This window comes from Sphingobacterium olei (assembly GCF_005048855.1).
GTDB classification, from domain to species: Bacteria; Bacteroidota; Bacteroidia; order Sphingobacteriales; family Sphingobacteriaceae; genus Sphingobacterium; species Sphingobacterium olei.
Window position 1 is genome coordinate 176,455 of the sequence record NZ_SUME01000007.1, and the last position, 13,916, is coordinate 190,370.

Consider the following 13,916-nt stretch of genomic DNA (forward strand, 5'->3'; position numbering starts at 1 on the left):
AACGGTTAAAATTTTAGTAGCTTACCGTCTTCCAGATTGGTCTGTCCCGTTACGATGAGCTTATCTCCTGCCTGCAAGCCATCGCTCACAATGACTTCGTTGGATCCGGTTATTTTGGAAATAGCTACTCGCTTTTTGAACGCTGTACTGTTTGATGTGGCGACAAATACATAGTTGATGTTATCTGTACCGCGTACAATTGCCAGTGCCGGAATAACAATGGAATTTTTGTTCTTTCCGGTTTTAATTTTTATGTCGGCGATCATACCGGGCAATAATTTCCCACCAGGATTATCCAAGCGCACCTTTACGGTGTAGGTTCTGGAAGAATTATCTGCCTGCGGGTTAATGATGGATATTTTTCCGTTCAGTACCTGGTTTAATGACGGAATGGATATTGTCGCATCCGCTCCGATGTTCAAAGAACTGATCTCACTTTCGGTAATGGAAGCAGTTGCGTACACCTTGTCTGTTTTTACTATAGTAAAGGCGGGGACACCGGGTGCAGCTGTAGCGCCGGCCTCCGTCTGCTTTTTGGTAACAATACCGGAAAAGGCAGCGTATAGTTTGGTATCCTCCAGGTTTTTAACTGAAGATGCGTGATTGGCTTTTGTCTGTGCCAAAGCTACTTTCGCCGCGATATAATCCCGCTCGGGCAAACTATTTTTTTTGTACAACTGGTCCAACCTGTTGAAGTTGTCCTCGGCTTGCTCAAGCCCCGCAGTTGCTACAGCGAGATTATTTAAATAGGTGTTTTGTTCGATACTTGCCAATAGCTGACCTCTTGAAACGCGCTCTCCTTCCTGCACATGAACGGCAGTTACCCTGCCTGCTACACTAAAGCCTATAGACACGGTATTGTCAGCTTCGACGCTGCCGCTGTAGGTGAGTATTTCGTCTTGTTCAGATAGTTTTATTTCCTGAATGGAAACTTTTTGGGCCTCACGCGCGCCATTATTTTCATCCTTAGTCTTTTCTCCACAACCGACCAAAACCGCCAGAATGCACAGGCCGGATAAAATGTTTTTATTGAATATTTCCATTGAAATTGATTTTTTTCAGTTAGATTGATATAACTAATAATTCAATTGCAATGTTCTGAAAATTTGCGTTAGCGCTAAAGGTCTGTTTTTGGTTATTTCTGGTCTAAATAAGTGCTTTTGCACTAAAATTGCGTTTCGTGTGAGTTTTTGAGGAAATACTTTGAAAAAAAAAATAAATTTCAACTTATAACTTAGTATACTGGTTATAACAGATCCATCAAAACTGGTAAAATAATTTAGCATTGGGAGAGGTGCCATTTTATACATAAAAACCCGTTAGGTAAAATAGTATAAAGCAAAAAAAGATATTGGTTAAGATGCTTAATTAAGGAAGAGAAAACAATTAGTATTGACTTTTTTAAGCAACCAATATATCACTAAGTAACTTCAGATCTTCTAATAAATGGTTCAAATTTCGTACCATAGGGATCACTAAAAAAAGCTCAATCGAAAGATTGGGCTTTATTGTATCCAATGGGATGAGAACAAGGGAGGCTTCAAAAAGGTCACAATATAAAAACACCCTCTCGAGGGTATTGGGAGCAATAAACAGTGGCTGTAGCTGGAAATGGTTACACCTATTTTGAGCCGACCAAGGTCGTAAGTAAAATTGCGAGAATTTACCGGAACAATAACAAGGGATCTTCATTTTATAACAAACACGCGGATCATATTCAGTTTATCTTTGATTTAGTTTCTGGTATTAATTGTAAATATATTAAAACCACAGAAAATCAAAAAAAGCACGCATCGTGAACGTAGGTGATAAGGCTTGATTATGTACCCTTATTGCTGTCTTCATAAGTAGGACCGTACAACCCAGGAACTTTATTTCCTGTAGCCCGTAGGTAAACAATCATTTCACCTCGATGGTGATAAATATGATTAAAAAGAAAACTACGCACCACTATACCTCTTGGCATTGGCCCCAGAACTATCTGTTCTCCCACTTTCATAGTCCAGTCGATCTGCAATTTTTCTTCGGAGAGCGATTGCAATGCGGCTCTCGCTTTCTCGACATTGCTTTCAAAAAGCGCTAGAGTAGCGTTGATATCATTCGTATGGCCCCGTTCAAGGTTGTCGGCAGCGATGTCATAGACATCTTGCGTCAATGCGCCTACATACCAATAATAAATGGTGGCAATATGCTGTGAGAGCTCTCCCATCGTCCAGGAAATTTCCGAAGGTTTATAACCGAGGTCTTTTTCGGGAATGGCTTTTAACAGTTTACGGGTGCTGTTTACCTCCTGTTCAAATTCTTGTATTAAGTATTGCAATATCATATCAAAATAGTTTTTTACCACAGATAACAAAGATTGACATCATTAGTTTTGCGTTAACTGATCAAACGACCTTTTGATTGTTAAAAGACTTTTATTAACTTGGCGTATTAATTCTCTTTTATTCGTCACTGCAAAAAAATGAAAACTGATGGAAAATAAAAACGACAAAATCTCGATACTATATGTTGACGATGAGGAGAATAATCTGTTTTCCTTTAAAGCGACATTTCGTCTAAAATATAAGATATATACGGCTATAAGCGGTTCCAAAGCAATAGAGATTGTACAGAAAAATCCAATAGATATTATTATAACAGATCAACGAATGCCCGAAATGACAGGCGTAGAATTCCTAGAGGAAATCATCAAGCTTGATCCGGAGCCGATGCGTATTCTCCTTACCGGCTATGCAGATATGGGCGCTGTGATAGATGCTGTAAATAAAGGAAAGATTTTTCACTACCTGAATAAACCTTGGAGCGAAGAAGAGCTGGATCAAACTATACAGCGCGCATATGAAATCTATACGAAACGAAAAAAACTATTGGAGACTTATTCAAAATTAGAGTTATCAAACGAACAATTGGAGTTTTTGCTTCGACAAAAATTACTTTCTTAGTATCATATGTGGAATACAATATAGATTATTTGCTCGGAATGACCAGTGTAAAAGTTGTTCCTGTTCCGAGCTGTGATTTTACATCAATAGAACCCTGCAGTTTTTGTAACGCACTCTGTACATTATATAGACCAAACCCCATACCCTTTGCCTGGTCGCTCCCTCTAAAGAACAGTTTAAATATATCATCGATGTCGTCAGAAGAAATTCCAATTCCAGTATCGCTAACCTTTATCGTAGCATTACCATTTACAACGGTAACCGATAAACTGACCATCGGATTTTCATAGCTCTTTTGCTGATATTTAAAAGCATTAGACAGTAAATTATGCAAAATGAGTTCGAGAACAGCCTTATCACTTTTAAAGGTCTCAATCTGATATACATTGATTTCAAATGCTACATTATTATTCCGTGTATACATCTTATAAAACTGTCTTATATTTTCAAAAAGCATATGAAAATCAATATTAGACAACAGCAGCTCACCCCTTCTCAACAAATAATAATCGCGCAAGCTATCGATATAAGCATCCAGTTTCATTAACGAACCTTCCATTAGCTCCAGCAATTCATGAATACGTTCAATTTTATCAAATCCCAATGCGATCCTAACTGCAGATAAGACTCCGGTGAGGGGATCACGAAGATCGTGACTCACACTGTAGGCAAATTTATCCAATTCATCATAAGCCTTTTGTAACTCTTCGTTCTTGATGTCCAACATGGAATTGGCTACATAAAACTTATCGGCCTCTTCAATAGATGAAATAATTTCTTCTTCCAACCAAGGTTTACGAACAAATCTAAATATATTTCCCTTATTCACTGCATCCACTACAGTTTCCATATCTGCATATGCAGTTAATAAGATCCGGATAGGCCTTGGAAAATCTTTTCTGATTCGACTTAAAAAATCAACTCCTAGTTCTTCTGGCATCCGCTGATCACAAAAGATAACTCGGATATCAGGATTGGCAACAAGTATTTCCCGAGCTTCACTAGTACTTGAAGCGGTGTGAATTACATAACGGTATCTGAAACTAGCTTTAAAGCCAATGAGATTGTTTACCTCATCATCAATATATAATATTTTCAACTCTTTCTGCATGATTTACTACAGGATGTTTAACTTCATAGATGGATTAACGAAGTTACTGATATTTACAACATATAGGTTGTACCTTCTCTTAAATATTTTGTTGAATCGGAATAATCAACGTAAAAGTCGCACCTTCTCCCACTACTGACTCGACAAGAATCTTGCCATTATGTTTGGCAATGGTATTATAAGCGATTGACATTCCCAACCCCGTACCTTCCCCCACCTCTTTCGTCGTAAAAAATGGTTCAAAAATCTTGTCGCGAATATCGTTTGGAATACCAATTCCATTATCAGCTATCCGTATATAAATAAATGAATCATCTTCATATAAGCCCGTTTCAATCTTTAGTTCTCCACCGGTTTTAGTCTCGAATTTTTTGTTGATAGCATATACCGCGTTAGTCAAAATATTTAAGAAAACCTGATTAAGTTTACCGGCATGACATTCTACCAATGGTAAATTACCATAGCACTTCTCCACTCCGATAGTATCTTTCACTAAGCTACCGAGGATTACCATGGTAGATTCCAAACCTTCATTAATATCAGCAAATTTCAGTGTATCTTCATCTGTGCGAGAAAAGATACGTAAACTTTTAACAATTTCAGCAGTTCTGTGTGCACCGTCATGTAGGCCTTTGAGCAAGAAATCTACCTCGGTCTTGAGATAATCAAGATCCATTTCCTCTTTATAGGTATTTATGCGCTCCTGCTTTTCACTTAAAGACAAACCATCTGCAAACGCGACACGTTCTACCTCTTCCAACGTATCCCAAATCATTTGAATATCACGTTTCAGCGGGGCTACATTAGATGTCACAAAGTTGATAGGATTGTTGATTTCATGGGCGACACCTGCGGTAAGTTGCCCTAAAGACGCCATCTTCTCTGCTTCAACAAGTTGCGACTGCGTCTCTTTTAAATGGGATAATGTAGTCTGTAGCGACTCATTAGATTCTGTGAGTTCGCGGGTTCGTTGCTCCACATTCTGTTCCAACATTATGTTTTGCTCGCGAATTAGGCGTTCATTTTCCAATGAAATGGATAATTCGCGCGCCTGTGATATTTCCTTCTCCTCTTTTAGGATATTGATACTATACGCCAAACCGAAAGACAGCAATGCCATTTCAATAACCGATGCGATCTGTACTGCATTACTTGTAAAATCATCATACTCCAGTATACCGTAATCTTTCAAGAGAAAAACAACTGATCCGAGAAGGAGTATTGTCCAGCCAAACACAAAGTATCTCGCGGGCCTATACCCGTTTATCATGACACGATACGAGACATATAATACAAAAAGTGAAGCGATACCCGTAGTTAATTGCATGCAGAGAAACGCGGCTTGTTTCCAATTAAATAAAGCCATCAGCGAGGTGCCAACGAAGAAAATAATGAACACCTTAAATATCCATCTCAAACTGCCAGCATTCCTTTTTAATTGAAGGAATGCATCAGCAAACAAGAGAGCGGCTAGGCCAGATAAACTTCCAAAAATTATTGGGCCTTTCGTAGCAAAATCCGGCCAATACGGCCATAAATACTGAAAACTATATCCTTTTATTCCCATTTGTGTGATTCCCGCAAATACAACATACAAGACATAATATAGATAGGCTCTTTCTCTAACCGAAAAGAATAAAAAAAGATTGTAAACTGCCATGATAAAAACAATACCGATATAGATTCCACTGAGGAGATTATCTTTATTTGCTTGCAACATTAGAACACGTTTGCTGCTTATATGCATTGGCAAGATGATCTGTTCTGTACTTTTGATACGTAGGTAAAAAACTTGGGTAGTATATCCCGGAATATGAATATCAAATACATAATTCGGAATCTGGTATTGCCTTCTTGAGAAGATCTGGTACTCTCCAAGTTTAATAGATCTATAATTGCCCGCTCCAGCAGGTAAAAACAGTTCAACTTCATCCAGCAACGGATATGCTATTTCGAGCAAGAGATTAATATCCTCGCTTTGATTCGTGATGGGCAAACGCAGCCATTTATTAGCGTGGGATGTCCCCAAATTAGGCACATCACTATCCAAAAGAAGAAAGTCTGTGGATGAGAATACATCAGAAAACGATGCTCCCTCTCTACCCGTATAAAGCTCTAGACTTTTCCCAACAGAGAGCCGTTGTATAGGCCCATTAATAATTACCTCTGCATGGATTTGTAAATTCCCGGCAAAAACAAAAAAGTATAATAGGATCAACCACAATCTCATTTCAGTGATACTACTTTATAGCTTTGGCTAAAACCAAGTTCATTGAACAAGTAAAATAACCCCTCTCATCCGCCAGTTCCAAAGAACTTGAAAAATCAGCGGCCTCTTGATCAGTAAGTACCGTTTTATCGACCATCTCCAAGAGTATTTGATTCAAAAAAAGATAACGATTGGCTTCTTCCTTCGAGCGAACAACCATACAATGGGTTTCTAATTGAATTTCCCGAAAGCCATTTGATGCCAAATCTGCCGTAAGTTTATTACCTGCCCAGCCGTTGTTCACCTTTTGACCAGTAAGGTAATCACGCATCTTTTGTTCAATTTCTACATAACCCGTATAAAGATTCAAGCTATTCCAAATTGTTTCCACAATGACCAATGGATGGCCGACACGCAAAACACGATACACTTCCTGAAACATAGTATCCGGTTGAGATAAGTGCTGGATCACACGTTCCATACGGATTCCAGAGATCACACTCTCTTCGAAGTCGAGCTTATAAACCTCTCCTGTCATGAAACTTACGTTTGTTCTTACACCAACCACTGCTTTCGCCTGCTCAATCATTAGGGGATCATGATCAATTCCTACAACGCGCACTTGGTCTCCCAACATATCTGCTATATTTATAGCATCCATACCAGTTCCACAGCCCAACTCTATAAGGACACCTTCTTTAATATTCGAAAACGGTGTATACGAATGAATTTTTAACTGTTTAAGAAAATCGCCAGTATCCATCAAATATCCCGCACCATAGTGTTTCGTATCTATCATAATATATTTAAATTGCGTACATCCGGTTTATGATCTTCTGATGTATTGTATCTCAAGTTGTTAATAATTTCTGAAAGATTCCATTGCTCGATATTAGGAATATCTATCTGATAATGGATTTCGATTTCTTTATTTCGTAACGTTTCTATACGGACGATATTAGAATTTTCTCGTAGTGAAGAGATAGCTTCCTTATTTTCTTGATCCGCCTCACGCAGTGTATCCAGGTTTCTCATGATCATTACCGTTGCTAAAAGATCTAGCTTTGGGTAATAGAATGTTCCATTATTCCCAACAGTCGTATCAATTCGGTATCCAACGCTCTCGGCCAATTTCACCGTATACGGAGCGCACAATGCGAACAATGACTTGATACCTAATTGGGTGCTGATCGCAGCTCCAGCTCTTGTCAGAAAAATACTACCTATTCCGTAACCTGCTATCTCACGAGAATTCCAGAGGCCGCAACCTTCGCCCGTCCCCTCCCTGGCGTACTTATATACAAGATCATATATATCCGAATCCATACTGCCCGTCGCTTGTTCTATCGGAAGCGGTTCACTTCCTCCCGCGACATGTATGCGCACCCCTCCATATACCTTTTCACCATCCAACGATTCGACGATCAGAACGAAAGCTGCGGGGTTATACATCCAATCATTTTTGGATGAAGTAACCTTCTTAACGCCTATTGCCGTTAAGACGTGAGCATGTCCCTCAATAAAACGCTCGCACGTTCTTGGATCATCAATTGCGCGAAAGGCCCTTAGCCTTACCACCGGACGTCCGTCTTTAAATATTAATGCCACGGAAATGTTTACAAAATATTAAAATACAAAACTAATCAATAAAAACCGAATTATTTTAATCCCATCGCAACAAGTCAAACATGAATCCGATAGCAAAGTCAGCGGTTTTAATTTTCTCGGATGTTATCCTTCAGAATTGTACTTCCATCTGATACAATTTGGTATTATTTTGAACAGAAATAACGCAGATTTGCCAGCTGTATTTTACAACTTTGCACAGACCGTTATAACGATTGTAAATAGGCAAACAGTGCACAGCAATGGTAGAATCAATAGTATAAACAAAAATAGATATGATGTATAAAAAACTGCTTACACTCTTACTCCTTCTTCCTTTTCAATTCCTGCTTGCGCAAAAAAGTGAATTGACTAATTTCCCAAAAGGGTATACACCCGAAGAAGTCGGCAAACTGATCGCATACCGTTTTGAAGATGCAAAACATGCGCTCCATGCAGGCAAATGGATCAGTTATCCCGAAACATTTTATTGGAGCGGTGCCCTTAAATTTGCGGCACTTACCAAAGACAAAAAGTTCATTAAAGTTCTACAAAACAAATTTGAACCCTTATTTACTACCGAGAAGGAGTTGTTGCCCATTAAAAATCATGTTGATTTAAATATGTTTGGCAGCCTACCGCTGGAATTCTATCAGGTAACAAAAGAAAAACGATATTATGAGTTGGGTATGCCCTACGCCGATACGCAGTGGGAAGTACCCGAAAACGCAAAACCAGAAGAAAAAGAATGGGCAAATAAAGGATATACCTGGCAAACACGCCTGTGGATTGACGACATGTACATGATCACAATTGTGCAGACACAAGCCTATAAAGTCACTAAGGACATCAAGTATCTTGATCGGGCCGCGAAAGAAATGGTACTTTACCTAGACGAGTTACAGCGCCCGAATGGCCTCTTCTACCATGCTCCCGACGTTCCGTTCTACTGGTTAAGAGGTAATGGCTGGATGGCTGCAGGGGTTACCGAGTTACTTCGCTATTTACCCAAAAACCATAAAGACCGTCCCCGCATCATGGAAGGCTACCACACCATGATGAAAAGTCTCAAAAAATATCAGGCAGAAAGCGGTATCTGGAATCAATTGATCGATGAAGCTGATTCCTGGGCCGAAACATCCGGTTCGGCGATGTTTGCTTATGCCTTTATTACAGGCGTGAAGCAGGGATGGTTAGATGCCAACGAATATGGCCCGGCAGCGCGCAAAGCCTGGATGGCCTTAGTGTCGTATATCGATGATAAAGGTGCTGTCTCGGAGGTGTGTGTCGGAACAAACAAAAAGAACGACAAGCAGTACTATTACGATCGCCCACGTAGAACAGGCGACTACCACGGCCAGGCACCCTATTTATGGTGTGTCAATGCCCTTCTGGAAAAATAAGAACCCATCGAATATATCTCCTCAACCGTTCATAAGTGTAAAAAGCTCAATCGAAAGATTGGGCTTTTTTTAAAGACAATTTAATACGAATTTAAAAACTGTATCTTTGCCGTGATATGGCATACACAAAAGAAAGAAAAAAGCTGGAGAAGCTGGTGGAAAAAATTACGGGTCTTCAGCATTATGACGATAAAAGTTTGGCGATCATTTCCGACATATATGAGCAGTATTCACATACCGTACGGATACTAAAAAATAAAGCGCCCGAGATGTTCAATGAACTTTATCTTAACGAACTGCAACAGGTTAAAGAATTTAAAAGGATACTTAAAGTTGGCGAAGAAGAAGACCGTCAGGTAAATTTCATCAACTATAAAGAAGCGCTCCTAGATGCTTTGACGAAGACCATTCATGCAGGGAAAGATACGATATAAGATCACGGAAAGTTACATATTACTTCTACTTCGTTAACATTTGTCGAGTCACAAGGATAGGCGATCTTCAAAAACTTCATATACGATTAACGGTAACTTCACACCAGTTCCGTACCTTATCCTCATGAATTTCAGAACGGTCCATTACGGTGTTCTTCTTGTATTTTGTGTTTGCACGATGGCATCTTGTCGCAAGGACGATCCTAATTTCCCGGTCGGGTCGGATGGAGCGGTCAATACATGGATTAGGGAACAGATGGAACAGTATTATTACTGGTCTTCCTCCCTCCCATCCCGTCGCAAGATAGATTTCGCTCCTACAGCCTATTTTCAGTCGTTATTAGTAAAAGAAGACCGGTTCTCGGCCATTATGCAAAGCCGACAAGCCGAAACATATGGTAATACCTTATTGAATACGTTCGGTATCGATTTTCTTCAGGTTGAGCGCCCTACAGGATCAGTATCTTTACTAAGCCATATAGTTCCCGGAAGTGAAGGCGCGAAACTAGCGCTTCAGCGTGGTGATACGGTACATAGCATCAACGGGACACCACTTCGTACTGCCGACCTACCAGTCTTGACACAGCAGGCACTTAAAAATCCTAGCTTAGCACTTACTTTGGTTGATGGTTCTACCTATACGCTTCCCGCATCTTACATCTCTCAGCCTGTGGTATACCCGTACCACAATTTTCTACTGGATGCAGATCAAAAGATCGCCTATCTGTTCTTAAGTACATTTGATTTTTCGGGCGCGTACGAATTGCTAAAAGTGGTCGATGATATGCGTAGCAGTGGTGTTCGGGATCTGATCTTGGACCTCCGTTACAACAGCGGAGGAAGTGTGGCGTTCGCCGCTTTCACGGCTTTGGCACTCGCAGATGTAAGTCCTACCGATATTTTCGTAAACTACAAAGGCAATCGCCATCTGAATCAATTACAGGAAACCTTTGGCGAAACACTAGGTCGGCAACCCGACGGCTACAGCTTCTCCGGCAGTGCCGTACGCGAGAGCGGACTCGGACTTAGCCGTATTGTAGTTTTGGGGACTGGGCATACTGCTTCTGCTGCCGAGATGCTGATCAACAACCTGAAACCCTATATCAGCGTAATCCATATTGGCGAAGGCACCTACGGCAAGGATATGGCGAGTACGACCTTGACAAGCCCTGCATCCGTTATCGGATCCGAAGCGAGTTGGCATATCTTGCCTATGGTGTACAAAATATACAATGCAAATAACGAGGGAGAATATAGCAAGGGCCTTTTACCGCAGCGATCCGTCGTGGAGTATGCTACTTTACCTTTATACCCATTTGGAGACAAACGGGATGCACTAATTGCCGACGCGTTAACGTTTTTGGGCAGTAAGAGAACACTTCGCCTGCAGCGTATGTCCGACCTTCCGGCAGCATTACCTGCAGCAGCTACTTTGCAGTTTCAGTCTGCTCCTTATGAAGCCAAGCCTATCGAGATTGATTTTAAAAATTAGCTTACAAAAAAGAAAGTGTGTCCCATATTTGTCAAAGGCAAACATGAGACACACTTTCTTTAGCCCCCCTATCCAGCTGTAAGAAGAGAAGTTGACTCGAAATCGTTTGTGCTGTATCGAGCAGCTTTACGCTTTTCGCGCAGTGCCGGCACCAGAATTTCAGCACGAAGTTCTTTGTTTAGCTCATCATATCCGGCAATATATTCTCTTAATGAATCGATTAGCGACTCATATTCCTGGTATTTTTCGCGTAGCGCAGATAAGCCATTTGCAGCCGCTTCGCTGGAAGTATCACCGGCCTTCAGAAACGCAATTTGCGCAAACTTCGCACAAAGAATATCGTGATCTTTCTTACTGATGCCTTTCATAGGTAGTTATTTGCTTAGCAAGACAGTAGCATAATAAACATAAAAACCTTCTGGATAAGCTCCAAAGGGCCCTTCGAATGGGAACCCCGCATCCTTATCCTCTTTTAATACAAGTTTATAAACTTTATGAAGATTAGTATCAGTCATCGTTGGTGTTAGCAGAAATCCAATTGGCAATCCGTCTTGACGGTATGGTTCCAAGTTTTCGTCTAATATATATATAAGTCCACTCTCCCCATTTTCGAAAGCCACTAAATCTCCAAAATCGACTTCCGCGAATTCCTCCGTAAAAGTCGTCTTAACGCCATTTATAGTAGAGGGACCAGCAACTATTTCTAAATTTGTATTTAAACGGTAAACCATTACATTAACTTCCTTTCCTCCAGAAATGGAACACAAGTTAGCAATATCAAACTTAAATTTTGTCGGATTGACCTCGACGTTATCTAGCGGTTTTACTAATAAAAAGCCATCTCCGCTATCAAAAATGGTAATAGTTTCGGATGTAGTATTGAAATCTAAACTCTGCTCTAAAAGTACCTTTCCGGTATTGTCTTCAAAGCGATAAAGCGCCTCCCCTTGTGGAACTTTATAAAATATACTATTATTTGCTGTTAGCTTTTTGTTATTCCGGTAAATATTGGCACCATTTGGCAATCCATTAAATTGAAGTGTTGAAAACTCTTCCCACGTATGGATTGCTTCACCCTTCTCACAAGACACAAAGGAAGTGTAAAGAAAACATAGGGTTAAAATGTATAAAAATTTCCTCATTATTTATTTGTAGTAATACTTCTATTTTTTTATATAGCCTGTCGGCTTACCACCGACAGGACTATAATTATTTTGTATAAAAAAACGCTCGCGGTCGACTTTTATTAATAAGTCGTAGGCGCGAACTGAGTCCAACCTGCTGTCCAAGCAGAAGCTGCTGTTGTACCAGGAGCAAAAGCACCCTTATAGGTATTCGTTGTACCACTAGCATTAGCCGCTGGAGAACCATTAGCAGGAACTAGGTTAGCAACAGAAAAAGATCCTGCTGTACTTGTTGCATAGAAAGGATTTACAGAACCCAATGCGTTACCAAGCTTCAAGTAAGTATTCGCAACCGCAGCAGTACTTGTACCGTTACCTGTATAATTAGCAGGTGTAGGCGTACCTGTAATTGCTGTAGTATAACCATGCACTACGTTATTACTAAACGTACTTATAGGTGCTGTAATACTTTCGAAAGATACACCTGTTCCATAACCTGCAATAATAGAACGGGTAATAGTCATTGCCGTTGCTCTTCTCCAGCGGTTACCAAATTTCAATTTGGTAGCAGCAGTCGTTGAGTTATTAATACCCAAGAACGTGAAGTTCTTTAACGTAGGCTGAGTTTTTGGGCTTGCTGCAGAACCTGTACCGTCATTATCCGACTCTAAACCATTGGAATCTGAAGAACCGCCAGAAGTACTGTTTGTTGAATTCGGATCTTTTAACGACAACGCATACTCGATCGTGCCCGTGTAACCAAAGTCAAAATCGAAGTCATCATCGTCAGTTGACAAGGCAACTAAGTGATCCGCATTAACTGTTCCTCCAAAAAATTCAAAAGCGTCATCACGACCCCAAGAAACCTGAATGTGAGACAAAACAGTACCACTACCGACACCACCTAAGGTTAAGCCATTGATTTCATTATCAGGTGTCAAATTATAACCTGCAAATTCAATACGAACGTACTTCAAAATACCCGAATCGTCTGCACTAATATTTCCACCATACGTTACATCCACACCGATAGGCTGCGGTATACCTTCTATTACAGGGGGAGTTGTACGGTTTGTAGGTGCTTGACCTAAAAGTACCAGACCACCGAAATCACCTGCGGCACGTCCAGATGCCTTAGGCGATGTAAACACAATCGGCTCTGCAGCAGTACCTTCAGCATCAATCTTAGCCGTTTTGGGTACAACAAGAACACCAGCGATATTATTGGTAACACCATTATGCACATACGCCTTCGTGTTTCCAGTTGTAAGGTAAGTACCTGCCTCAATTTCTAATGTCTGGCCTGGACTTACAAACGAAATACCGTCGATCAACCAAACGGTATCCTTCGACAAAAAGTTTTGGGTAATTAAACCATCCGCATCTACTGGGACGTGCTTTTGAGGCTTACTCGGTAAACCTGCGTTAAAATCACCTGTTGGTGTAACAGTGTCTTTGTTACATGAAGCCAATGCGATAGCGCATACGGAGGCTAGTGTTAAAAAATTTTTCATTTTTAATTAGTATTTAATTAACTTTGCCGTCACAAATCCTTTAATGACTATGCTACTCGCCGGGACAGCATTTCGATGA

The 13,916-nt window shown here is 40.4% G+C and carries 13 protein-coding genes; 4 read left to right on the forward strand and 9 right to left on the reverse strand.

Translation table 11 applies throughout. The features are described from left to right. Nucleotides 1–5: 5 nt before the first annotated feature. Both FAZ15_RS16910 and FAZ15_RS16915 read right to left on the reverse strand, forming a co-directional pair. The gene (locus tag FAZ15_RS16910; protein WP_136902497.1) at nucleotides 6–1,043 is read right to left on the reverse strand and encodes an efflux RND transporter periplasmic adaptor subunit; all 1,038 of its coding nucleotides are present in this window, start codon (nucleotides 1,041–1,043) and stop codon (nucleotides 6–8) included. 776 nt (nucleotides 1,044–1,819) lie between these two features. Then, complete coding sequence (locus tag FAZ15_RS16915) at nucleotides 1,820–2,326, reverse strand: DinB family protein (RefSeq protein ID WP_136902498.1); 507 nt, start codon at nucleotides 2,324–2,326, stop codon at nucleotides 1,820–1,822. Nucleotides 2,327–2,474: 148 nt separating this feature from the next. Here FAZ15_RS16915 and FAZ15_RS16920 point away from each other — a divergent pair, with 148 nt between their 5' ends. Continuing rightward, entirely contained in the window at nucleotides 2,475–2,945 is a 471-nt protein-coding gene (locus FAZ15_RS16920) for a response regulator (RefSeq protein ID WP_202912434.1), read from the forward strand. Nucleotides 2,946–2,970: 25 nt separating this feature from the next. Here the strand turns inward: FAZ15_RS16920 and FAZ15_RS16925 are convergent, their stop codons facing one another. The 4 genes from FAZ15_RS16925 to FAZ15_RS16940 all read right to left on the reverse strand — a co-directional run bounded on the left by FAZ15_RS16925 (nucleotide 2,971) and on the right by FAZ15_RS16940 (nucleotide 7,873). Continuing rightward, nucleotides 2,971–4,056 carry a hybrid sensor histidine kinase/response regulator gene (locus tag FAZ15_RS16925; protein ID WP_136902500.1) on the reverse strand — a complete coding sequence of 362 codons (1,086 nt, stop codon included), beginning with the start codon at nucleotides 4,054–4,056 and terminating at the stop codon, nucleotides 2,971–2,973. Nucleotides 4,057–4,135: 79 nt separating this feature from the next. Further along, nucleotides 4,136–6,286 (reverse strand): sensor histidine kinase, encoded by a 2,151-nt coding sequence (locus tag FAZ15_RS16930; protein ID WP_136902501.1) that lies wholly within the window; start codon nucleotides 6,284–6,286, stop codon nucleotides 4,136–4,138. 10 nt (nucleotides 6,287–6,296) lie between these two features. Beyond that, a complete protein-coding gene (locus tag FAZ15_RS16935; RefSeq protein ID WP_238387291.1) occupies nucleotides 6,297–7,064 on the reverse strand; it encodes a methyltransferase domain-containing protein in 768 nt (255 codons plus the stop codon). Further along, the gene (locus FAZ15_RS16940) at nucleotides 7,061–7,873 is read right to left on the reverse strand and encodes a hypothetical protein (RefSeq protein ID WP_136902502.1); all 813 of its coding nucleotides are present in this window, start codon (nucleotides 7,871–7,873) and stop codon (nucleotides 7,061–7,063) included. The genes FAZ15_RS16935 and FAZ15_RS16940 overlap by 4 nt, the downstream gene beginning before the upstream one ends. A 293-nt stretch (nucleotides 7,874–8,166) precedes the next feature. On the opposite strand from FAZ15_RS16940, the gene FAZ15_RS16945 reads away from it, so the two are divergent. From FAZ15_RS16945 to FAZ15_RS16955, 3 genes are all read left to right on the forward strand, one after another. Further along, on the forward strand, nucleotides 8,167–9,273 hold the full coding sequence (locus FAZ15_RS16945) for a glycoside hydrolase family 88/105 protein (protein WP_238387292.1): 1,107 nt from the start codon (nucleotides 8,167–8,169) through the stop codon (nucleotides 9,271–9,273). 116 nt (nucleotides 9,274–9,389) lie between these two features. Next, nucleotides 9,390–9,707 carry a hypothetical protein gene (locus FAZ15_RS16950; RefSeq protein ID WP_136902503.1) on the forward strand — a complete coding sequence of 106 codons (318 nt, stop codon included), beginning with the start codon at nucleotides 9,390–9,392 and terminating at the stop codon, nucleotides 9,705–9,707. Nucleotides 9,708–9,831: 124 nt separating this feature from the next. Continuing rightward, complete coding sequence (locus tag FAZ15_RS16955; protein ID WP_136902504.1) at nucleotides 9,832–11,199, forward strand: S41 family peptidase; 1,368 nt, start codon at nucleotides 9,832–9,834, stop codon at nucleotides 11,197–11,199. A 68-nt stretch (nucleotides 11,200–11,267) separates the two neighbouring features. Here FAZ15_RS16955 and FAZ15_RS16960 read toward each other — a convergent pair whose 3' ends face one another. The 3 genes from FAZ15_RS16960 to FAZ15_RS16970 form a co-directional block, all read right to left on the reverse strand. Next, on the reverse strand, nucleotides 11,268–11,567 hold the full coding sequence (locus tag FAZ15_RS16960) for a hypothetical protein (protein WP_136902505.1): 300 nt from the start codon (nucleotides 11,565–11,567) through the stop codon (nucleotides 11,268–11,270). 6 nt (nucleotides 11,568–11,573) lie between these two features. After that, on the reverse strand, nucleotides 11,574–12,341 hold the full coding sequence (locus tag FAZ15_RS16965; protein ID WP_136902506.1) for a hypothetical protein: 768 nt from the start codon (nucleotides 12,339–12,341) through the stop codon (nucleotides 11,574–11,576). A 104-nt stretch (nucleotides 12,342–12,445) separates the two neighbouring features. Beyond that, the gene (locus FAZ15_RS16970) at nucleotides 12,446–13,837 is read right to left on the reverse strand and encodes a hypothetical protein (protein WP_136902507.1); all 1,392 of its coding nucleotides are present in this window, start codon (nucleotides 13,835–13,837) and stop codon (nucleotides 12,446–12,448) included. Nucleotides 13,838–13,916: the final 79 nt, after the last annotated feature.